Source organism: Burkholderia sp. BCC0397, assembly GCF_902832865.1.
Lineage (GTDB): Bacteria > Pseudomonadota > Gammaproteobacteria > Burkholderiales > Burkholderiaceae > Burkholderia.
The window spans coordinates 67,483-88,764 of the sequence record NZ_CADFDL010000018.1; the positions used below are offsets into that span (position 1 = coordinate 67,483).

The following is a 21,282-nucleotide window of genomic DNA, read 5'->3' on the forward strand; positions in this document are numbered from 1 at the left end:
GGATTGATGTTGCACGGAACGCCCGCCAGCCATCACTTCACGCACTCCAGCGCATACTTCAACCCCTGCCCGAGCAACCCGCGCCAGACGTCCCACGTATGCCCGCCGTCGACGATGCGCAGCTCGGCCGGGTTCTGCGCCCGGCGCAGGTGCGTGTACAGCACGCTCGATTCCGCCTGGATCGTCAGGTCGTCGTCGCCGGCCGCGATGAACATCGGCACGCGCCAGCTGCGCGCGAAATAGCCGCGCAGCAGCGCCGGGTAGTTCAGCTCATGCCACACGCGCGAATCGAACTGCCGGTCGCCGAACACGCCGACGTAGCGCGCGGCGGAATTGAGCGGCGGCTCGTTCGCATAGATCGCGGGGCTCAGCAGCATCGCGCCGCAGAACAGCCCCGGCTCGAGCAGCGAGAAGCGCAGCGCGCCGAAGCCGCCCATCGACACGCCGCCGATCGCGCGGCCCGCGCGCTGGTTCGACACCGCGAAGTGCGCTTCGACTTCGGGCAGCAGGTCGTTGAGGAACGCACTCTGCATCTTCTCCTTGCGATCGACGTACCAGTCGGTGCCGCCCTGCGGCATCACGATCACGACGGGCGGGATGTCGTGGCGCTCGATCAGCGTGTCGGCAGTGGCCTGCAGCCGGCCCTGCGTGACCCAGTCGTTCGCGTTGCCCGCGTTGCCGTGCAGCAGGTACATCACCGGGTAGCGCGCACCTTCCGGGTTGTAGCCGGGCGGCAGATAGACCGTGTACGACCAGTCGCGCTTCAGCGACGCCGACCGGAACGTGCGCAGCACGACGCTGCTGCCCGGATTGACGGACGGCTCCTGCGCGGCCGACGGCGTCGTCGCGGTCTGGACGGCCGGCGGCGCGGGCGATGCCGCCGGCGCGGGAGCAGGCGCGGCCGACGGCGGCGTGGCATGGGCGGTGGCGATGGCGCCGGCGATCAGGGCGAGGGCGAACGGAAGGGCGAGTCGGCGCATGGCGAATCGTTTCAGGAGAGGCGCCGGCTATCGTAGCAGCGGCGCATGACGGCGCGGCGCGTCATGGCCGCGAACGGAACGGCAGCCGCGCGACGAGCGGCCCGTAGAGTTTGGCGACGAGATACAGCAGCCCGATCGCGACGGCGTCGGCGGTCAGGCCGAGCGGCACGTCGAGATAGCCTTCGGTCGCCTGGTAGAGCAGCGAATCGACCGCGAGCGAGATGCCGGTGCCCGCGACGAAGCACAGCAATCCCTGCCGGCCGATCGTGCCGATCCACGGCATCGTGTGCGCGACCTTCTTCATCCAGCCCAGGTGCACGAGCTTGGCGGCGAGCCACGCGATCGCGAGGAAGTTCACGAGCCGCAGCGCGCCGAGGTTCTGCTTGATCGACGGATCGGTCGGGAACGGCTCGATGCGCAGCCGGTAGTACGCGCCGGCCGCGACGATCGCGAGCGACGCGGCCGTCAGGAGCCAGCCCTGCGGCTTCGGCGCGAGCGTCTGGTAGACGGGCTGGCAGCGTGCGATCACGCCGAGCACGAACAGGAACTGCCACGCGAACGGATTGAAATCCCACGGTGCGCCTTCGACGGTCGGCAGAAAGCGCGCGACGTGCGGCGCCGCGTACCACAGCGATCCGCTGAACGCGAGCATCAGCCACGGCTGCGTGCGCGCGAGCGGCAGCGCGAGCGGGACGAGCAGCGCGAAGAACGCGTACATCGGCAGCACCGACGCAAGGTACGGCTGGCGGCGGAACAGCAGGATGTCGCGCAGCGCGGCGAGCGGCTTGTGCAGCAGCCCGTCGAGATCGTTGGTCGGCATGTTCGGGCCGTCGATCGCGAACGCATTCAGCGCGGCGGTGATCAGCAGCATCAGGCCGGCCGTCACGAGGAACGCGCGGTAGATCTCGAACGCGCGCCGGATGAAACGCTGGCGCGCGGCGGCCTCGTCGTGCCGCTCGGCGAGCGAGTTGTACGCAATGGCGGTCGCGAAGCCGCCGAGGAACACGAACACCTCGGCCGCGTCGCACAGCGCGTACGCGTGCAGCGTGACGCGCGACAGGATGCTGCCGCCGATGTGGTCGACGACGATGACGAGCAGCACGAGGCCGCGGAAGAAATCGAGCTCGGCGTAGCGGCCGGCCCGGGCCGGCGCGGTCATCGGCGCGCCTTCCGGCGCGGGCCGCGGGCACGGCCGGCACGCGCCGCGCATGAATCGGGGGGAAGCATGACTTCGTGGAGAAATGGCGAACGGATGCGCATTGTGCCACCGATGCGACGCCTGTCGGGTTTACGCGGATGGCGGGCCTGCCGGCCGCTGCCGATAAGCCCGCTCAGGCCGTCCGCGCAACGGGGCAGTTGGACGAGCGCAACGCTTTGCGCGCGATGCTCGGCACCCGATGGACGGACGGTTTGCGTCGTGACACCATTTTGTCCTCACGCGGCCGCACACCGCGTCGTCCGCCCTGCGGGCCACACATACAACAGCTCAAACATTCGCCGGGCGTTCGGCCCGCCCGGCCCTCGGCTCCGGAGATCCGTCATGAAGAAGCACGTCATTTTTGTCGCCGCGCTCGCTGCGTTCGCCGCGCCGGCCTTTGCCGAGAACAGCGTGACGCTGTACGGCCTGATCGACGAAGGCTTCAATTACACGAACAACGTCAACGTCAATGGGGTCGGAAAGACGAATTACCAGCTCGCGAGCGGTTATGCGCAGGGCAGCCGGTGGGGCCTGAAGGGCAGCGAGGATCTCGGCGGCGGGCTGAAGGCGATCTTCACGCTGGAAAACGGCTTCGACGTGAACAACGGCCGGCTCGGCCAGGGCGGCCGCATGTTCGGCCGTCAGGCGTTCGTCGGGCTTTCCGAATCGCGCTTCGGCACGCTGACGTTCGGCCGCCAGTACGATTCCGTCGTCGACTATCTCGCGCCGCTGACCGCGAACGGTAACTGGGGCGGCACGCTGTTCTCGCACCCGTTCGACAACGACAACACGGACAACTCGTTCCGCGTCAACAACACGGTCAAGTACGCGAGCCCCGACTGGAACGGCCTGTCGTTCGGCGGCACGTACAGCTTCAGCAACAGCACGGGCTTCTCGAACAACCGCCAGTACAGCATCGGCGCGCAGTATTCGCTGGCCGGGCTGCAGGTCGCGGCCGCGTACCTGCAGGCGAACAACCCGGGCGTCGGTAGCGCGGGCGCGATCGCGGCCGACGACGCGAACTTCGTCGCCGATCGGCTGCGCATCTTCGGCGGCGGGGTCAACTATACGTTCGGCCCGGCCACGGTCGGCGTCGTCTATACGAAGACCGACATGAAGAACCCGGTGTCGACGGTCTACCTGCCGGCGTCGACGTTCGCCGGCCTCGGGCTGACCGCGACGAAGTTCCAGAACTTCGAGATCAACGGCAAGTACCAGCTCACGCCCGATTTCTACCTCGGCGCGCAGTACGTGTACACGGACGGCAAGTACGATGCCGCGGCCGGTTCGTTCAAGCCGAAGTACCACACGGTTGGCCTGATGGCCGACTACAGCCTGTCGAAGCGCACCGACGTGTATCTGCAGGGTGCGTGGCAGAAGGTGGGCGGCGACAAGACGGGCACGGCAGCCGACGGCGGCTACGTCGTCGGGACGGACGGCCCGTCGGCGTCGTCGAACCAGTTCTCGGTGCGCGCGGCGATCCGCCACAAGTTCTGACCGGGCGCCGGCGCCGGGGCGAAGAAGGGCCCCGGCACGGCCGTCGTCAGTCTGCCCGGTGCGGGCCGCCGAGCGTTTCCGCGAGCCAGTCGACGAAGATCCGCACGCGCGGCGCGAGATGCCGGCCGGTCGGAAACACCACCGACACCGGCAACGGCCCGGCATTCCATTCCGGCAGCACCTCGACCAGCGAGCCGTCGGCGAGCTGCGGCGCGAGCCCGTCGCGCGGCGCCTGGATCAGCCCGAGGCCCGCGAGGCAGCACGCGAGATACGCCTGCGAGCTGTTGACCGATACGACGCTGTGCATCTTCACCGTGTGCATCTCGCCCGAATCCATGTCCGCATATTCCCAGTCCAGCTCGCGGCCCGTGCGGCTCGAGAAATAACCGACCGCGACGTGGTCCGGCAGCTCGTCCGGCGAGCGCGGCGTGCCGTGGCGCGCGAGATAGGCGGGCGACGCGCAGTTGATCTGGGCCATCTCGCCGACGCGCCGCGCGACCAGCGACGTGTCGGACAGCACGCCGACCCGCACCGCGCAGTCGATGCCGTCCGCGACGAGATCGACGAAGCGGTCGGTCGTGCTGATCACGACACGCAGGTCGGGGTAGCGCGCGTGAAAATCCGGCAGCGCCGGAATCACCTGGTTCAGCGCGAAACGTTCGGGCAAGTCGACGCGGATCACGCCGCGCGGCGACGCGCCGGCATCCTCGAACAGCGTTTCCACGTCGTCGAGATCGGCCAGTAACCGCACGCAGCGCTCGTAGTAGGTCGTGCCCTCGGCGGTCAGCGCGACGCGCCGCGTCGTGCGTTGCAGCAGGCGGATCTTCAGGTGCTTTTCCAGATACTGGACGGCGTTGCTGACCGTCGGGCGCGGCAGCTGGAGTTGCTCGGCCGCTTTCGTGAAGCTGCCGAGATGGGCGACGCGCGCGAAGATGCGCATTGCTTGCAGGTGGTCCATGCGGGGGCGGGAGCGTGGCGGATTGGAACAGGCTCCATTGTTATTCACCGTTGAATGAATTGGTTGGGGGTTTCGCGTTTATCGCGCGCCGCGATGCGTTCAGAATCCGGTTTATTCAGTTACCACCGCAAGGACACGGACATGGACAAGCGTCAACTGGGCCGCACCGGCCCGCAGGTATCGGCGATCGCACTCGGCTGCATGGGGATGTCGGATTTCTACGGGCCGGCGGATCGCGACGAAAGCATCGCGACGCTGCACGCGGCGCTCGACCATGGGATCACGCTGCTCGATACCGGCGACTTCTACGGCATGGGCGACAACGAAATGCTGATCCGCGACGCGCTGCGCGGCCGGGCGCGCGACCAGGTGCTGATCAGCGTGAAATTCGGCGCGCTGCGCGACCCGGCCGGCGGGTTTGTCGGCTACGACGCGCGGCCTGCGGCGATCCGGAACTTCGTCGCGTATTCGCTGAAGCGGCTCGGCACCGACCATATCGACATCTACCGGCCGGCGCGCGTCGATCCGGCGGTGCCGATCGAGGAGACGGTCGGCGCGATCGCCGATCTCGTGAAGGCCGGCTACGTGCGCCATATCGGGCTGTCGGAAGCCGGTGCGGACACGATCCGCCGCGCGGCCGCCGTCGCGCCGATCGCCGATCTGCAGATCGAATACTCGTTGCTGTCGCGCGGGATCGAGGCCGACATCCTGCCTGCGTGCCGCGAACTCGGGATCGGTGTGACGGCGTACGGCGTGCTGTCGCGCGGGTTGCTCGGCGGCGGCTGGAGCGCTGCGCGGCACGGCGAGCGCGATTTCCGCGCGGCCAGCCCGCGTTTCCAGGGCGAGAACCTCGAGCACAACCTCGCGCTGGTCGATGCGCTGCGCACGATCGCCGACGAGAAGGGCAGCAATCCGGCGCAGGTCGCGACCGCGTGGGTGCTGTCGCGCGGCGCCGACATCGTGCCGCTGGTCGGCGCGCGCAAGCGCACGCAATTGCAGGACGGTTTGCTGGCGACTGAATTGCAACTAACGGTCGATGATCTCGAGCGCATCGAAGCGGCGGTTCCCGCCGGGGCGGCTGCCGGCGACCGTTATCCGGCCGCGCAGATGGCGCACCTCGACAGCGAGCAGGGCCGGGGGTGATTCATGGGGCCGGATCGACGGGGCCCGAAAGGCCCGGCCGGCGGGCCCGAGCCAGCCTCAGGCAAAGCCAGATGGCGGGCGGCATGGCGGGCAGGCACTATCGGCGCCGTACTCAACGGACGGAATGCCTGCCATGCCAATTCATACGCTGACGATCATCGTGCTGGTGTTCCTGCTGGCCGGCGCAGTCAAGGGCATGATCGGGCTCGGGCTGCCGACGATCGCGATGGGGCTGCTGACGCTCGCGATGCCGCCGTCGGCCGCGGCGAGCCTGCTGCTCGTGCCGTCGTTCATCACCAACGTGTGGCAGTTGGGGCTCGGCCCGTCGTTCGGCGCGCTGCTGCGCCGGCTGTGGCCGCTGCTCGCCGGCCTGACGGTCGGCACGCTGACGGGCGGGTTGCCGGCGCTCGCGGCCGGCAGCACGTGGACGCACGCGGCGCTCGGCGTCGTGCTGGTGCTGTACGGGCTGTGGGGGCTGGCGGCGGCGCGGCTGCCCGCGCCGGGGCGCCATGAAAAATGGCTGTCGGCCGTGGTCGGCTACCTGACGGGCGTCGTGACGGCCGCGACCGGCGTGTTCGTCGTACCGGCCGTGCCGTACCTGCAGGCGTTGCGGCTGTCGAAGGACGATCTGATCCAGGCGCTCGGGCTGTCGTTCACCGCATCGACGATCGTGCTCGGCCTGCAGTTGCGCGTGACGGGCGCACTGCAGACGGTCGATCTCGGCGTGTCGGCGCTCGCGCTCGTGCCCGCGCTGGCGGGGATGGCCGGCGGGCAATATGCGCGGCGCGTGATGAGCGAGAAGATGTTCAAGCGCTGCTTCTTCGTCGGGCTGATTGCGCTCGGCGCGTATATGGCGGGGTCGGGGTGGTGGTGAACGCGCGCCCGGGCGCTGAATGATCCCGAAGCCGGTTTCGGCAACCGGCTTCGGGATCGGTCACGTGGTGGTGCTTGCTCCGCTCACGCCGGATCGGCGTACCTCAGCGTCCACCCGACCGTGCGGGTCGCGCCCGCGCCGAGCGCAAACGGCTTCGTCGTGCAGGCGAAGTTCGAATGCAACTGCCCGACCGGCGTCGTCGACAGCGGATTCGTCGTGCCGTTTGCCGTGTCGAAGGCGGACAGCGCGCAGGTGTCGAACCCGGATGCCGCATAGCCGGTCGCGGCGCTGTTCGCGTACGTCACCGACACGCCGTCCCCATTGGCCTGCGTCGACGCGAAATCCGCGAACGACGTGAAGTCCGTCTCGACCGCGAGGTTGCCCGCGAGCGTGCCCGAACTCAGCGTATCGCTGCGCGAGACCGTGCCGTGCGCGAACGTCAGCACCGTGTGCACCTGCAGGTCGAGATCCGTCGTGTAGGCGGCGTTCTTCGACGCGAGCCGGAACTTCGTCGTATCGAACGACACGATCACCTGGCCGTTGCCTTGCTGGACGTTCAGGTTCTTGTAATACGTGACGGGAATGTAGGTTTTCGCGTTGTACGTCACCTGCGGGAGCAGCAGCGCATAGCCGAGGTCGGTCGTGCCGTAGATCAGCTTGTCGGAGAACGGCACCGGGTAATACGGCGTGTACGCGTTGTAGTCGGGCGCCTGGCTGAGGTTCAGGTTGATCACGCGCCGGCCGTCGCGCACGGTGAGCAGCGCGGCGCTGTACGGATGCGCGGCGTCGCCCGGCTGGTTGTACCAGGTGAGCGTGTAGCGCGGCAGCGCGTCGAGCCACGCGCGGTAGTCCGCGTCGGCCATCGGCGCCTGGCCGCCGAAGCCGAGCTTGTTCCACCACGCGTTCACGTACAGGTACTGGTGCAGCAGGCTGAAGTTCTCGCCCATCACGCGCGGCTTGCCGCGATACGTGTCGGTGCCGCGGCCCTTGACCCACATGTTCACCGACGGCGTCGGCAGCGACGGGTCGTACCAGTACGTGTCGAAACGACGCGCGGCCTGGTAGATGAACGCATACGCAACCTGCTTCTCGCGATCGGTCAGCACGCCGGCATTGGCCGCGGCCGTCAGCACCTCCATGAACGCGGAATCGCCGTACGGGCCGATCGAGCGGCCGTAGTTGAAGCCCTGGCCGTCGGTGTTCAGCTGCGGCAGGATCAGGTCGACCGACTTGCGCAGATAGCCCTTCAGCTCCGGCGTGAGATTCGCTTCGTTGCCCATCTCGAACGTGCGCTCGACCACTTCGCCGATCAGCAGCGTGCTGTAGCGGTCGAAGCGCGCCTGGTCGTAGTAGGTCGGGTGCGTGTTCGACGCTTCGTCGGAGAATCCGCCCGACGAGTCGTTGCGGATGTGGTTCGTCAGCGTGTACAGCAGCGCGTCGCGCGCGCCCATCGTCGCGACCGCCGGATCGGTCTTCGACGCGAACGACGGGCTGCTCCAGCCGAGCTTCTGGCGCAGCCCGGCAATTCCGTAGGACACCGCATAGTAGTTCTGCGCGGTGTTGAGCGACGCGATGTCGATCGGCGTGCCGGCGGCCGGGCACGTCGTGGTCTTGCCGCTCGCATCGGGGCCGAACATGTCGCAGAAGGTGAGCCGCTGCTGCAGCGTCGCGAGCATCGCGTCGCTGAAGACTTCGTTGAGCATCCCGTGCGCCTTCAGGTTGTTCAGCGCGACGAGGTAGTAGTACTCGCCCCACGACGTGTTCGCATACGTGTAGTTGCTGCCCGACTGCGCCATCATCGCGGTCGTGATCGTCTGGTACGTCGCGAGGTAGCTCGCGTATTGCGGGTCGTTCTTCGACTTCATGTCGATCAGGATGTACGACAGGCCGAGCGCGAGCTTGCCGGGCAGGAATTTGTCGCCGGTATTCGTGTCGAGCACGTGGACGGGCGTGCCGTCGCCGAGATCCATCACGACCTGCGTGAAATCGGGCGATTTCCGGATCAGGTCGAACAGCGCGCGCATCTGGCCCATCATCGTGACCGGGATGTTCGCGCCGGCCGGCACGCTGGTGTCGGGCGCGCCATAGACGAGCGCCTGCAGCGAGTTCGATGCGAGCGCGGGCGGGGTGGACGAAGGGGGCGACGGCGGCGTGTTGGTCACGTCGTTGCCGCCGCATGCGCTGACGAGCACGACGGAAAGGGCGCTGAGCGCGGCGCCGAGCGCGAATCTGCTGCGGGGATGCATGGTGTCTCCGATTTTTGAATAGTGGTGAAGGACGGGCACGTGTGGCCGACGCCGCGCTCGAGGCCCGTACCCGGCCTCCGCCTTGCAACCTGTTCCCTGAAGACGGTCGGCCTGAATCACAAATCGAGCGGGCAAACGTTCCCCCTGCGCGGGCCATGACCGGCGTCGCGCTCGAGCGATGGAAAACGTTTTCCAAATTTAGGCATCGAGCGGCGTGATGTCAATGAACTTTCACATCGGATGAGCCGGTAGAAACCCGAATGGCGAGAGCGGAGGGTGCGGGAGGGGAATCGGAATTATGCGGAAATCATCGGGATTTTTTCTGATGATAGAGTGTTCATCGCGTGAGAGAGATCGGCTTTGACGCGGCGGGCGGGCGCATGGCATCGAAACGGGTGCTCGATGCATGGCGAGAGAAAACGTTATCCATAAGAATCGACGTGCATCGAACCGCCACCGGCCACCGCGAGCAACGACCCGCCGGTTCGTCGACATTCAAAGCTGCTTCTCGATCGCCGCCTTGTCGATCACCGACCACACCTGGCGGATCTTGCCTTCGTGAAACTCATAGAACACGTTCTCCGCGAACGTGACCTTGCGGCCGTCGACGGCGAGCCCCATGAACGTCCCTTTCGGCGCACACGCAAAGCGGAGGCGGCACGCGACACGCGGCGGCTCGCACATGAGCAGCCGGATCTCGAAGCGCAGATCGGGAATGTCGCGGAAGTCCTGTTCCAGCATCGCGCGGTAACCGGCGAGGCCGAGTGGCCGGTCGTTGTGGATCACGTCGTCGGACACGTACTCGCCGAGCGTCGTCCAGTCCTGCCGGTTCAGGCAGTCGATATACGCGCGATAGCGGGTGGCGAGGTCGGTATCGGTCATGGGCATGTCTCCGTATGTCGATGGGGCGAGTCGAGTGCGGCGCGCGTCATCGCGGCGGTGCGTCGCCCGACAAGAACGCGACGAACTCGCGCGTGTACTTCGGCAGCGCGTCGAACGACCGCGCGCACAGCGTCAGTTTTCGATGGCTCCACGGATCGGACAGTTCGACGAGCCGTACGTCCATCGTCTGCATCGCGCGCTCGGCCGCATGCCGCGACACGATGCCGATGCCCACGCCGCTCGCGATCACGCGGCAGATCGCGTCGAAGCTCTTCAACTGCACGCGATAGCGGATCCGCTTGCCGAGCGCGCGCGCCTGGTCGGCGAGATGCACCTGCAGCGCGCTGCCGTCGGTGAGGCCGATGAAGTCTTCGCCGGCGATGTCGTCGAACGCGACCTTGTCGTGCGACGCGAGCGGATGCGCGGCCGGCACGACGACGATCAGCCAGTCTTCGCGGAACGGCTTCTGTTCGAGCCCGCCGAGCCCGACCGAATCGGCGACGATGCCGACCTCGGCCGTCTTGTTGCGGATCGCATGCACGATCTCCTGGCTCGAGCGTTCCTCGACGCTGATCGACAGCTTCGGATGGCGCGGCAGGTAATCGGCCAGCGCGTCCGGCAGGTATTCGCTCAGCGACGCGGTGTTGCACAGCAGCCGGATATGGCCGCGCAACCCCTGGCCGTATTGCTGCAGTTCGCCGCGCATGTGGTCGATCTGCTGCAACACGGTGCGCGCGTGGTGTTCGAGCGCGCGGCCCGCATCGGTTGCCTGCGCGCCCGACTTGGTCCGGTGCAGCAGCGGCACGCCGAGTTCGTCCTCCATCCCGCGAATGCGTTCGCTCGCCGCCTGCAGCGTGATGTGCGTCCGTTCGGCGCCGCTCGTGATCGTGCCGGCTTCGCAGATGTTCAGGAAGAGCCGCAGGTCGGTCAGGTCGAAGCGCATGATGGGCGAAGCGATGGGTGGGAATGGCCGATAAGTTAGCAGGAACCGCCGCGCCGGTCTCAGGGGCAGCCTGAGACCCGGTTCGCCGCTTCCGCATTTTCGGGGTGCGATCGATGGCCGATGATGGACGCACGTCAACCGGGAGCCTGTCATGCAGATCGATTCGTCCTGGAGTGTGTCGTTCAAGATCGCGCTGCATCTGCTGTTCCTGTGCATCGGCGTCGCATGGGCCGGTGCCGAATTCGTCGCATGGTTGCGGTGAACGGCGTGGCTCGCGCCTATTGAAACAAGCCGGTCATAGTTTTTTGCGACGAAAATTCTTCCGCTTTTCTGCGAAAAGACCATCAAGTTTTTCCGGATCGGACCGTATTACCGGTAGCGAATGCCGGCCGGCATCCGGTCCGTGATCGTTTGTCATCATTGTTTGCATCCGGTTACACGTCGGCCGTTCCGTTTTTGAGATGCTTGAAAGATTGTCAAACCGGAGTCGGATCGTCCATGAAAACGCGCGAGATTCACCGCAAGGCGGCGTGGCTGTCGGGCCTGGCCGCCGTGCTCGTCATGGCCGGTTGTGCAAGTCCGCAGTCCGTTCCGCCGAGCGACACGCTGGCGGGGCAGCCTTCCGATTCGAGGCCGCCTGCCGCGCCGGCGGCCGCCGCCATGCCGCCCGCGCCGATTCTCGTCGCGCAGAAGTACGTCGTGAAACGCGGCGACACGCTGACGGGCATCGCCTCCGCGAACGAGTGCAGCGTGGCCGACTTGCGCACCTGGAACAAGCTGACCGGCAACGGCAGGCTGCGCATGGGGCAGGTGCTGCGCATCGTCAAACAGCAGCCGCTGCCGCCTGCGGGCGCGGCCGGCACGCAGGCCGTCGCGAGCAATGGCGCGGCGGGTGATCAGGCCACTGCGCAGGCCGGTTCACAGGCCGCTTCACAAGTCACTTCGCAAGCCGCCGCATCGACCGCGAGCGATCGCCAGGTCGTCAAGGAAACCAGGCGCCATGCGGGCGGCGTCGCGCTCAAGTGGCCCGCAAACGGCAAGATCGTCGAAGGGTTCCGGCCGGGGCAGAACCGCGGCATCCAGATCGCCGGCCGGCCGGGCGACCCGGTTCGCGCCGCGGCCGACGGCCGCGTGATGTATGCGGGCACCGGCCTGAACGATTACGGCAGCCTGATCATCGTCCAGCACAACGCGGATTTCCTGACTGCCTATGCGCACAACCGCAAGCTGCTCGTGAAGACGGGCGACATCGTGCATCAGGGCGATGCGATCGCCGAGATGGGCGACCTCGACAACTCGCGCGTCGCGCTGCTGTTCGAGGTGCGACGCGACGGCAAGCCGGTGAATCCGATGCCGTACCTGCCTTCGTCGCAAGGGTGAAGCAGGGGCGTTTCGCTGGAATGCGACGGCGGTCGCTGCTACGCTAGGTGTTCATGCGAATCCCGCCATCGCGCGGGGCCGACGGGCGTCTTTCGGGGAAGCGCGGCGAATGCCGTCGCGGGCCGGCCGTCGGCGTGAATGGTCGCGCGTCGCCGATGCGCGGCCGCGTTGCTTCGCGCCACCGTTTCCGACAGAACAGATCTCATTCATGGAACACTCTCCGACACGCCGCTCGCTGTTGCTTGCCGCCGTTGCCGCGCCGTTCGTTGCCGCATGCACGTCCGCGCCGGTCGCCGACCAGGGGCGCGCCCACACCGCACAAGCCGAACTCGCCGCGCTCGAAAAAGCCTCGAACGGGCGGCTCGGCGTCGCCGCGCTCGATACGTCGAACGGCGTGCGCATCGCGCACCATGCGCGCGAGCGCTTCCCGCTGTGCGGCACGTATGCGGTCATGGCGGCCGCCGCGATGCTCGCGCGCGGCTCGCTCGACGCATCGCTGCTGCCGCGCCGCATCCTGTATCGCCGTTATGAAATCGTGTCCGGCTCGCCGATTACGGAGAGCCACGTCGACACCGGCATGACGATCGCGCAACTGTGCGCGGCGATGCTGCAGTCGGGCGACAAGGGTGCGGGCAACCTGCTGATGGGCGTGCTCGGCGGCCCGCAGGCCGTCACGGCGTTCGCGCGCGAAAGCGGCGACACCACCTTCCGCCTCGATCACTGGGAGCCCGAACTGAACAAGGCCGCGCCCGGCGACGAGCGCGACACGTCGACGCCGGTCGCGATGGTCGACACGCTGCAGCGGCTGCTGCTCGGCGACGCGCTGCGCGAGCCGCAGCGCGCGCAACTGACGGAATGGATGGTCGGCGGCGCACGCGGGGCGACCGGCATCGCGGCGGGCGTACCGCCCGGCTGGCGCGTCGCCGACAAGGCCGGCACCGGCGGCTACGGCACGACGACCGACATCGCGGTGCTGTGGCCGCCGTCGCGCGCGCCGATCGTGATGGCCGTGTCGTTCACGCAGCCGGAGGCCGCTGCCGCGGCGCGCGCGGATGTCGTCGCAGCGGCGGCGCGCATCGCGGCGGGCGCGCTCACCGCGACGGCCTGAACCTGCGGCGTCTCGCGCGAAGCCGGCGTTTGGCTTATCGTGTCGATCAGCGCGCGCCGGCGTCGGCGTGCGGTCCTTCCGCGTCGTTTTCCGTTTCCCGTTCGCCATGCGCCGACTTCCGCCCCTGCACGCGCTGCAGATCTTCTCGACGGTGGCTCGCCACCGCAGCTTCACGCGCGCGGCCGAGCAGCTGTGCATCACGCAGGGCGCGGTGAGCCGGCAGATCCAGACGCTCGAGGCGCATTACGGTTTTCCGCTGTTCAAGCGGCATGCGAAGGGCCTCACGCTGACGGCCGAAGGCGAGCAGTTGTTGCCGGTGGTCGACGAGAGCTTCGCGCGAATCGAGGACATCTCGATGAAGCTCACGCGGCAACGCACCGATCTCGCGCTGAAGGTGCCAACCTGCGTGATACGGTGGATGCTGCCGCGCATCATGCGCTTCCAGGGCGAACATCCCGATCTGCACGTGCAGATCACGACCGCGTGGCAGCACGTCGTCGATTTCTCGAGCGAGCCGTTCGATGCGGCGATCGTCTACGGGACGTCGCCGGGCCCGGGCGTCGTCGCGCTGCCGCTGTTCGACGAGCGGCTCACGCCCGTTTGTGCGCCCGAGTTGCGGCAGGCGTCGCCGCTCGGCGCGGTCGGCGATCTCGCACGCCATACGCTGCTGCATCCGACGCGCGACCACCGCGACTGGCGCGCATGGCTCGACCATGCTGGCGAGCGTAGTGTGGATCCCGCGCGCGGGCCGACGTTCGACACGCTCGATCTCGCGACGAACGCGGCGATGCAGGGCTTCGGCGTCGCGATCGGCGACGTGACGCTCGTCGACGACGACGTCAGCGCGCGCCGGCTCGAACGGCCGTTCGACATCGTGCTCGAAACGGGCGCACGCTACTTCTTCGTCTACCCCGAGAACCTCGGCAGCCAGCAGAAGATCCGCGCGTTCAGCGACTGGATCGCGCGCCACCGCGACTGACGCGCGGCGGTTCCGGCAGCGGGTTCTACTGGTAGGTCACGACGGCGATCATCGGCGCGCGCGCGTTGCCCGGACGGTCAGGTAAAACGATTGCGCGCGAGGCCTGCGTAAAGGTCGTGGTCTTGATCGTGCGCAGGCTGGCCGCGTCGACGAACGCGACTTGTCCGCTCGCCGGGCGCGGGCAGTCGGGGCGCACGTGTGCATGCGCGGCGTCGGCCGTATCGAGCGCGAAGGCGCACGGCGGCTCGACGATCATGCCGGTGAAGTGGATGATGCCGGACGCGCCGGCGGCAAATGACGAGGACGAGGCCAGAAGCGAGGCAGCCAGGGCGAACGAGGCGGCAAACAGACGATGCTTCATGACAGGCTCCAGAGAGGAAGCGCGTCGCAGCGAGGCCGCTCGAATGGCAGTCCGTCAACGCTGCGGTGCTGTATGCGTAAACGGCAATTTCATCGAACCTCTTGAGTGAGAAACCGGAAATAGCGGCGATGAGCAAACGACGCCGTGTTCCTTCAATCAATTTATCTCAAATTTGCGTGGCCGCAAGTCAGGGTATTGCCGATGACGTAAGCTCGAAGGAGGCACGTCAATGGATGTGGGATTCGCCGGTGAATCGTTGAGCGCTCAACGATTCGGCGATCCTGAGAATGGCGATGCGCCAAAAGAAAACGGCCGCTCGTGTGTAACGAGCGGCCGTTTTGCGCTGGAGCGGGGTGGGCGGTGTTCAGCCCGCGCGCTTGCGGATCGCACCCACCACGACGAGCAGCACGATCGCACCGATGATCGACGCGATCCAGCCCGCGCCCTGGCCCGGTGCATACCAGCCGGCCGCGCGGCCGACGTAGCCGGCGACCAGCGAGCCGACGACGCCGAGCACGACGGTCATCAGGATGCCCATCTTGTCGTCGCCCGGCTTGAGCGCGCGGGCAAGGAGGCCGACGATGAGCCCCACGACCAGGGTTTCGATGAATTGCAGCATGAACGCCTCCCTATTGCTGTGCTGTTGACGAAAGGAAATTGACCCGTGCGGTGCACAAGGGTTCCATGCGGCGGCAAGCCGGCGCATGGCGTGCGCAGTATCGCATGCGTCCGCGTCCGGCGGATGTCACGTGGCAGACGCGTCGGCCACCGGATCGAGGCGGCGATAGCCTTCGGTCGCATTCAGCAGCGTGCGCGTGTAGTCGCGTGCGACCTGCCCGGCCCGCACGTCCTCGATCCGCAGCTGCTCGACGATCTCGCCGTGCTGCATCACCGCGACGCGCTGGCACAGGAAGCCGATCACCGCGAGGTTGTGGCTGACGAGGATCATCGTCAGGTTGCGTTCGCGATGCAGGCGGCGCAGCAGGTTCAGGATCTCCGCCTGCACCGACACGTCGAGCGCGGAGGTCGGCTCGTCGAGCAGCAGCACCCGCGGCTCGACGATCAGCGCGCGCGCGATCGCCACGCGCTGCCGCTGGCCGCCCGACAACTGGTGCGGATAGCGGAAGCGGAACGCGGGGCCGAGGCCGACTTCGGCGAGCGCGCGGGCGATCCGCGCATCGGCGTCGCCGATCGCATGGATCGACAACGGCTCGCGCAGCGTCTGGTCGACGGTGAAGCGCGGATGCAGCGACGCGTACGGATCCTGGAACACCATCTGCACGTGGCGGCGGAACGCGCGATCGGGCGTGCCGCCCACCGGGCGGCCGTCGATCGACAGGCTGCCGGACGCGAGCGGCACGAGGCCCGTCAGCGCACGCAGCAGCGTCGACTTGCCGGAACCCGATTCGCCGACGAGCCCGAACACTTCGCCGTCGCGTACCGCGAAGCTGGCGTCGCGCACGGCGTCGACGTGACCGGTGCGGGTCGGGAAACGGATCGATGCGTGATCGACGTCGATCATCGTGCGGGCTCCTGTCGATCGGCGCGTGCGGCGGCCGGCGGCGCGGCGTCGAGCCACGCCGGGTCGCGCCGCAGCACCGGCAGTTCGTCGGGCGGGTTCGCGAGCGGCGGATTCGCCGCGAGCAGCCCGCGCGTATAGGGATGAGACGCGTCGCGCAGGTCGCGCGCGGCGCAGGTTTCGACCACGCGGCCGGCATACATGACCGCGACGCGGTCGCAGAACGACATCACGAGCGGCAGGTCGTGGCTGATGAACATCAGGCCCGTGCCATGCCGCGCGATCATCGCGTCGAGTACCGCGAGCACCTGCATCGACACCGCGACGTCGAGCGCAGAGGTCGGTTCGTCGGCGATCAAAAGGCGCGGGCCGGTCGACACCATCATCGCGATCATCACGCGCTGGCCCATGCCGCCCGACAGCTCGTGCGGATACGCATCGGCGACGCGCGCCGGGTCGCGGATCTGCACGGCCGCGAGCGCGTCGACGATCCGCTCGCGCAGCGCGCGGCCGCGCAAGCCCGGTTCACGCTGCCGAAACGCTTCGCCCATCTGTTTCGCGACCGTCATCACCGGGTTCAGCGAATACTTCGGGTCCTGCAGGATCATGCTCATCTGGCTGCCGCACAGCTGCCTGCGTTCATTCGCCGACATCGCGAGCAGGTCGTGCCCGGCGAAGCGCATCGTGCGCGCCGAGCAGCGCGCGGCGTCGGGCAGCAGGCCGAGCAGCGCGCGGCCCGTCAGCGACTTGCCGGAGCCCGATTCGCCGACGATGCCGAGCCGCTCGCCCGGCGCGAGCGTCAGCGACAGGTCGCGCACGGCGTCGGTGACGGTGCCGTCGTGCCCGCGAAAGCCGATCTTCAGCCCGTCGATCTCGCAGAGCGGTGCCGGGGCGGCGGTGGAAATCATCGGCATGTCATGCTCCATGGCGGGGATCGAAGACGTCGCGCAGCCCGTCGCCGAGCAGGTTGAACGCGAGACTCACGAGCAGGATCGCGATGCCGGGCAGCGTCGCGACCCACCACGCGTCGAGCAGCACGTTGCGGCCCGACGCGACCATGAAGCCCCACTCGGGGCTCGGCGGCTGCGCGCCGAGGCCGAGAAAGCCGAGGCCCGCGACGGTCAGGATGATGCCGGCCATGTCGAGCGTCGCGCGCACGATCACCGACGACATGCACAGCGGCATGATGTAGCGCAGCAGGATGCGCGGGCCCGACGCGCCTTGCAGCCGCGCCGCGTGGATGTAGTCGGCCTGCGCGATGCGGATGGTTTCGGCGCGCGCGAGCCGCGCATACGCGGGCCACGCGGTGATCGAGATCGCGACCACCGCGTTGATCACGCCGGGGCCGAGCGCGGCCGCGAAGGCGAGCGCGAGCACGATCTTCGGGAACGCGAGCGCGATGTCGGTGATGCGCATCAGCACGCTGTCGACGAAGCCGCCGCAATAGCCGGCCGTCGTGCCGATCAAGAGGCCGATCGGCACGACGATCACGACGACGAGCAGCGCGATGCCGAGCGTCAGGCGCGACCCGGCGATCAGCCGCGAAAGGATGTCGCGGCCGAGCTGGTCGGTGCCGAACCAGTGCGATGCAGAGCCGGGCGGCAGCAGGCGATCGGACAATACCTGGCGCAGCGGATCGTGCGGCATGATCAGCGGGCCGACGATCGCGACCGCGATCAGCGCGACCAGGATCGCGAGCCCGAACAGGTTGAGCGGATTCGCGGCGAACCGGCGCCAGCGGCGGTACGCGAGGCCGAACGCGGCCTGCGAGCGCGACGCGGGTGCGTCGGACAGCAGCCACGCGCGCGGGGAGAGACGCTCGGCGCTCATGATTGGACGACCTTCGGCATGGACGATGAAAGAAGCGGAGTGGAAGCGGTCATGTCGGGGCGGCCCTCAGCGCGCACGGGGATCGAACACGCGGTACAGCGCGTCGGTCAGCAGGTTGACGGTAATGAACATCACGCCGATCACGAGCGTCGCGCCGAGCACCGCGCTCATGTCGGCGTTCAGCAGCGCGCCGGTCAGGTACGAGCCGAGCCCCGGCCACGCGAACACGATCTCGGTCAGCACCGAGCCTTCGAGCAGGTTGCTGTACGTGAGCGCGATCACGGTGAGCAGCGGCACCGCGATGTTGCCGAACGCATGCCGCCAGATCACGCGACGCTCGGACAAGCCTTTCGCACGCGCGGTGACGATGTATTCCTGGCTCAGCTGGTCGAGCATGAACGAGCGCGTCATGCGGCTGAGATACGCGACCGAGTAGTAGCCGAGGATCGCGGCCGGCAGCGCGATGTGCGACACCGCGTTGCGGAATACGTCCCACTCGCCCGCGAGCGCCGCATCGATCAGCAGGCTCCCGGTGCGCGGGTCGACCATGCCGTCGTACACGGGATCGAGCCGGCCGGGGCCGCCGACCCAGTGCAGCCGCGCATAGAACAGCAGCAGCCCCATCAGCCCGAGCCAGAACACCGGCACCGAATTGCCGATCAGGCCGACGAAGCGCGCGATGTGGTCGATCGGCCGGTTGTGCTTCACGGCGGCCGCGACGCCGAGCGGCACGCCGATCGCGATGCCGATCAGCGTCGCGATCGTCGCCAGTTCGAGCGTGGCCGGAAACACGCGCTTGATGTCGTCGAGCACCGGATTCGCGGTCAGCAGCGATACGCCGAGATTGCCGTGCAGCACGTCACGCGCGTAGATCAGGAATTGCGTGACGAGCGGCTTGTCGAGGCCGAGCGCGATGCGCTCGGCCGCGTAGGCCTCGGCCGACGCGCGATCGCCGAGGATCGCGAGCACGGGATCGATCGGCACCTTGAGGCCGATCACGAACGTCAGCGCGAGCAGCCCCGCGAACGTGACGGCGAGCGTGAGCGCCCAGCGCAGCACGCGCAGTGCCCAGCGCACGGCCGGACGCCGCGCGGGCAGCGTGCGCAGTGCTTCGAGGGAGGAGGCGGGAGTCGACATGCGGCGAACCTTATTGCTTCTTCAGGTTGCGGTACGACACCAGATCGTTGATCGGCCCGACGTCGAGCCCGCTCACACCGGGCCGCGTCGCGACCTGCGCGACTTTCTCGAACATGATCACGAACGGCGAGCGGGCGAGCACTTCCTTCTGCATCGTCTGATACAACTGCGCGCGCTTCGCGGCGGTCGGTTCGGCGAGCGCGGCGTCGGTTTCCTTCGTCAGTTGCGGGATGTCCCAGCTGTTGCGCCAGGCGAGCATTTTATAGCTCGACTTGTCGGCGTTGTCCGGATTCCACGCGAAACCCTGCGCGTTGCTGTGCGGGTCGATGTAGTCGGCCGACCATTCGCCGATGTAGATGTCGTGCTGGCGCGCGCGGTATTTCGCGAGCGTCTGCTTGTTGTCGCCGGGGATCAGCTGGACCTTGATGCCGGCTTGCGCGAAGTTCGCCTGCACCGCCTGCGCGATCTCCGTGTACGGATAGTCGTTGCGCACGTCCATCGTCACCGAGAAGCCATTCGACACACCGGCCTTCGCGAGCAGCGCCTTCGCCTTCGCGACGTCGAGCTTGTACGGGTTGGAATTCAGCGTGCCGAGGAAGCCTTCGGGCAGGAAGGTCTGGTGCACCTTGTAGGTCGTCTTCACGACGTTGCCCTGGATGCCTGCATAATCGACCAGCCATTTCAGCGCTTCCTGCACGTCGGGTTTCGCGAGCGTCGGGTTCTTCGTGTTCAGGCCGAGATACAGCAGCGTCGCCTGCGGCGATGCCATGACCTTCGCCTTGCCGGACTTCACCACCGACGCCAGATCGTCGGGGCTCAAGTCGCGCGCCGCATCGACGTCGCCGTTTTCCAGCAGCAGGCGCTGGCTCGCGGCTTCGGGCACGTGGCGCAGCACGATGCGCTTCATCGCGAGCGGCAGCCGGTAGCCGTCGAAGCGCTGCAGCACGATGCTGTCGCCGGCCGCCCACTTGACCAGCTTGTATGCGCCGGAGCCCGCTTCGTTGGTCTTCAGCCATGCGTTGCCGAAGTCGTTGCCCTGCTGGTGCGACAGCAGCAGCTTCCTGTCGAGCACCGACGCGGGCCACGAGCCGAGCACGTTCAGCACGAAGGTCGGCGCGTACTTGCGATCGGTCGTGACCGACACCGTCGCGTCGTCGAGCTTCTTCACGTTCGCGACGACGTTCGCCTTCGTGAGGCCGATGCCGGTCAGCACGGCGGCCGGCCCCTTGTCGAGCAGCACCGCGCGCTGGATCGACCACGCGACGTCGTCGGCCGTCAGCGGGTTGCCCGAGTGGAACTTGAGGCCCGAGCGCAGCTTGAACGTATAGGTCAGGCCGTCGGGGCTCACCGTCCACGATTGCGCGACGTCGCCGTTGAATTTCGACGGATCGCGCAGGTCGACGCGCACGAGCCGGTCGTACGTATTCGCGACGTATTCCTCCGGCACCAGCTCGTAGATCTCGCCCGGATCGAGCGTCGTGAATTCGTCGAGCAGCGTGGCCATCACGAACATGTCCTTCGGCGTTTCCGCATGGGCGGCGGAAAGCGGAACGGCGGCGAGTACGGACGCGGCGGCCAGCGCCGCGACGAGCCGGGAGATCGGGAATTTCATGTGCGCTCCATGGGGCGTTGAAGTCGTTGAACGTGAACGGAAAGGGGGGCGTGCAGCGTCGTTACATCAGGCGCCACGGGCCGCTGGCCGCGTTGTCGATCTGCGGCAACGCGTGCGAGCCGGGCAGTTCGTAGTGCCACCATTCGCTATCGATGTGCGCGAAGCCGGCCGCATGCATCACGCCGAGCAGCAACAGGCGGTTGCATTGCACGGCTTCGGGCAGCCCCGCGTGGAAGTGGCCGGACGCGGCAACCATCTCGTCGAAGCCCGTGCCCATATCGAGCGGCGCGCCGTTCGCGCCGACGAGCGTCAGGTCGAGCGCGGTGCCGCGGCTGTGATTCGAGCCGCGGCCGAGATCGGCGACGAAGTTCGGATCGGGCAGGAACTCCCACAGCACCTGCTGCGCCTGCGGCGGCCGGTACGCGTCGTAGAGGCGCAGCGTGAAGCCGGCCTGCGCGGCGACGTCGACCGCGCGGCGCAATGCGGCTTCGGCCGGTTCGAGCAGCAGGCAGTGCGCATGGCGGTAGATCGGCTTGCCGGTCAGGTTGCGCTCGGTCGCATAGACGAGATCGATCTCGACGCGATGCGTGGCGGGCGTGATTTCGACGAGGCGGTGATCGTTCATCGGCAGGGTG

General features: G+C 67.7%; 20 protein-coding genes. 6 read left to right on the forward strand and 14 right to left on the reverse strand.

The window, feature by feature from the left end:
• Nucleotides 1–32: 32 nt before the first annotated feature.
• Both HWX03_RS33475 and HWX03_RS33480 read right to left on the reverse strand, forming a co-directional pair.
• Entirely contained in the window at nt 33–980 is a 948-nt protein-coding gene (locus HWX03_RS33475; protein WP_175874220.1) for an alpha/beta hydrolase-fold protein, read from the reverse strand.
• 61 nt (nt 981–1,041) lie between these two features.
• The gene (locus tag HWX03_RS33480; RefSeq protein ID WP_175874221.1) at nt 1,042–2,139 is read right to left on the reverse strand and encodes an OpgC domain-containing protein; all 1,098 of its coding nucleotides are present in this window, start codon (nt 2,137–2,139) and stop codon (nt 1,042–1,044) included.
• A 381-nt stretch (nt 2,140–2,520) separates the two neighbouring features.
• Here HWX03_RS33480 and HWX03_RS33485 point away from each other — a divergent pair, with 381 nt between their 5' ends.
• Nucleotides 2,521–3,675: a porin gene (locus tag HWX03_RS33485; RefSeq protein WP_175821619.1), complete on the forward strand. Its 1,155-nt coding sequence runs from the start codon at nt 2,521–2,523 to the stop codon at nt 3,673–3,675.
• Nucleotides 3,676–3,721: 46 nt separating this feature from the next.
• On the opposite strand, the gene HWX03_RS33490 is transcribed toward HWX03_RS33485, so the two are convergent.
• The gene (locus HWX03_RS33490; RefSeq protein ID WP_175874222.1) at nt 3,722–4,633 is read right to left on the reverse strand and encodes a LysR family transcriptional regulator; all 912 of its coding nucleotides are present in this window, start codon (nt 4,631–4,633) and stop codon (nt 3,722–3,724) included.
• A 141-nt stretch (nt 4,634–4,774) separates the two neighbouring features.
• Here HWX03_RS33490 and HWX03_RS33495 point away from each other — a divergent pair, with 141 nt between their 5' ends.
• Both HWX03_RS33495 and HWX03_RS33500 read left to right on the forward strand, forming a co-directional pair.
• Nucleotides 4,775–5,776 (forward strand): aldo/keto reductase, encoded by a 1,002-nt coding sequence (locus HWX03_RS33495; protein ID WP_175874223.1) that lies wholly within the window; start codon nt 4,775–4,777, stop codon nt 5,774–5,776.
• 133 nt (nt 5,777–5,909) lie between these two features.
• Entirely contained in the window at nt 5,910–6,650 is a 741-nt protein-coding gene (locus HWX03_RS33500; protein WP_175874224.1) for a sulfite exporter TauE/SafE family protein, read from the forward strand.
• Nucleotides 6,651–6,733: 83 nt separating this feature from the next.
• Here the strand turns inward: HWX03_RS33500 and HWX03_RS33505 are convergent, their stop codons facing one another.
• From HWX03_RS33505 to HWX03_RS33515, 3 genes are all read right to left on the reverse strand, one after another.
• A complete protein-coding gene (locus HWX03_RS33505) occupies nt 6,734–8,896 on the reverse strand; it encodes a hypothetical protein (protein ID WP_175874225.1) in 2,163 nt (720 codons plus the stop codon).
• A gap of 495 nt (nt 8,897–9,391) precedes the next feature.
• Nucleotides 9,392–9,778, reverse strand: coding sequence for an ester cyclase (locus tag HWX03_RS33510; protein WP_175874226.1), 387 nt, complete (start codon nt 9,776–9,778; stop codon nt 9,392–9,394).
• Nucleotides 9,779–9,824: 46 nt separating this feature from the next.
• Nucleotides 9,825–10,721 carry a LysR substrate-binding domain-containing protein gene (locus HWX03_RS33515; RefSeq protein WP_174389281.1) on the reverse strand — a complete coding sequence of 299 codons (897 nt, stop codon included), beginning with the start codon at nt 10,719–10,721 and terminating at the stop codon, nt 9,825–9,827.
• Between the two features lie 498 nt (nt 10,722–11,219).
• Here HWX03_RS33515 and HWX03_RS33520 point away from each other — a divergent pair, with 498 nt between their 5' ends.
• The 3 genes from HWX03_RS33520 (at nt 11,220) to HWX03_RS33530 (ending at nt 14,188) form a co-directional block, all read left to right on the forward strand.
• Nucleotides 11,220–12,101 (forward strand): peptidoglycan DD-metalloendopeptidase family protein, encoded by an 882-nt coding sequence (locus HWX03_RS33520; protein WP_175874227.1) that lies wholly within the window; start codon nt 11,220–11,222, stop codon nt 12,099–12,101.
• A 208-nt stretch (nt 12,102–12,309) separates the two neighbouring features.
• Nucleotides 12,310–13,209, forward strand: a complete 900-nt coding sequence (gene bla / locus HWX03_RS33525) for a class A beta-lactamase (RefSeq protein WP_175874228.1) — start codon at nt 12,310–12,312, stop codon at nt 13,207–13,209.
• A 106-nt stretch (nt 13,210–13,315) separates the two neighbouring features.
• Nucleotides 13,316–14,188, forward strand: a complete 873-nt coding sequence (locus tag HWX03_RS33530; RefSeq protein ID WP_174389283.1) for a LysR substrate-binding domain-containing protein — start codon at nt 13,316–13,318, stop codon at nt 14,186–14,188.
• Between the two features lie 25 nt (nt 14,189–14,213).
• Here the strand turns inward: HWX03_RS33530 and HWX03_RS33535 are convergent, their stop codons facing one another.
• From HWX03_RS33535 to ddpX, 8 genes are all read right to left on the reverse strand, one after another.
• Complete coding sequence (locus HWX03_RS33535; RefSeq protein ID WP_175821611.1) at nt 14,214–14,549, reverse strand: type 1 fimbrial protein; 336 nt, start codon at nt 14,547–14,549, stop codon at nt 14,214–14,216.
• Between the two features lie 364 nt (nt 14,550–14,913).
• A complete protein-coding gene (locus HWX03_RS33540) occupies nt 14,914–15,168 on the reverse strand; it encodes a GlsB/YeaQ/YmgE family stress response membrane protein (RefSeq protein ID WP_006478831.1) in 255 nt (84 codons plus the stop codon).
• Nucleotides 15,169–15,294: 126 nt separating this feature from the next.
• Nucleotides 15,295–16,071 (reverse strand): ABC transporter ATP-binding protein, encoded by a 777-nt coding sequence (locus tag HWX03_RS33545; protein ID WP_175821610.1) that lies wholly within the window; start codon nt 16,069–16,071, stop codon nt 15,295–15,297.
• The gene (locus HWX03_RS33550) at nt 16,068–16,982 is read right to left on the reverse strand and encodes an ABC transporter ATP-binding protein (RefSeq protein ID WP_175874229.1); all 915 of its coding nucleotides are present in this window, start codon (nt 16,980–16,982) and stop codon (nt 16,068–16,070) included. The genes HWX03_RS33545 and HWX03_RS33550 overlap by 4 nt, the downstream gene beginning before the upstream one ends.
• A 1-nt stretch (nt 16,983) precedes the next feature.
• Nucleotides 16,984–17,898 carry a nickel transporter permease gene (nikC, locus tag HWX03_RS33555; RefSeq protein WP_175874230.1) on the reverse strand — a complete coding sequence of 305 codons (915 nt, stop codon included), beginning with the start codon at nt 17,896–17,898 and terminating at the stop codon, nt 16,984–16,986.
• 66 nt (nt 17,899–17,964) lie between these two features.
• Nucleotides 17,965–19,035, reverse strand: a complete 1,071-nt coding sequence (locus HWX03_RS33560; protein ID WP_175874231.1) for an ABC transporter permease — start codon at nt 19,033–19,035, stop codon at nt 17,965–17,967.
• A gap of 10 nt (nt 19,036–19,045) precedes the next feature.
• Nucleotides 19,046–20,647: an ABC transporter substrate-binding protein gene (locus HWX03_RS33565; RefSeq protein WP_175874232.1), complete on the reverse strand. Its 1,602-nt coding sequence runs from the start codon at nt 20,645–20,647 to the stop codon at nt 19,046–19,048.
• Nucleotides 20,648–20,708: 61 nt separating this feature from the next.
• Complete coding sequence (ddpX, locus tag HWX03_RS33570) at nt 20,709–21,272, reverse strand: D-alanyl-D-alanine dipeptidase (protein WP_175874277.1); 564 nt, start codon at nt 21,270–21,272, stop codon at nt 20,709–20,711.
• Between the last annotated feature and the right edge of the window lie 10 nt (nt 21,273–21,282).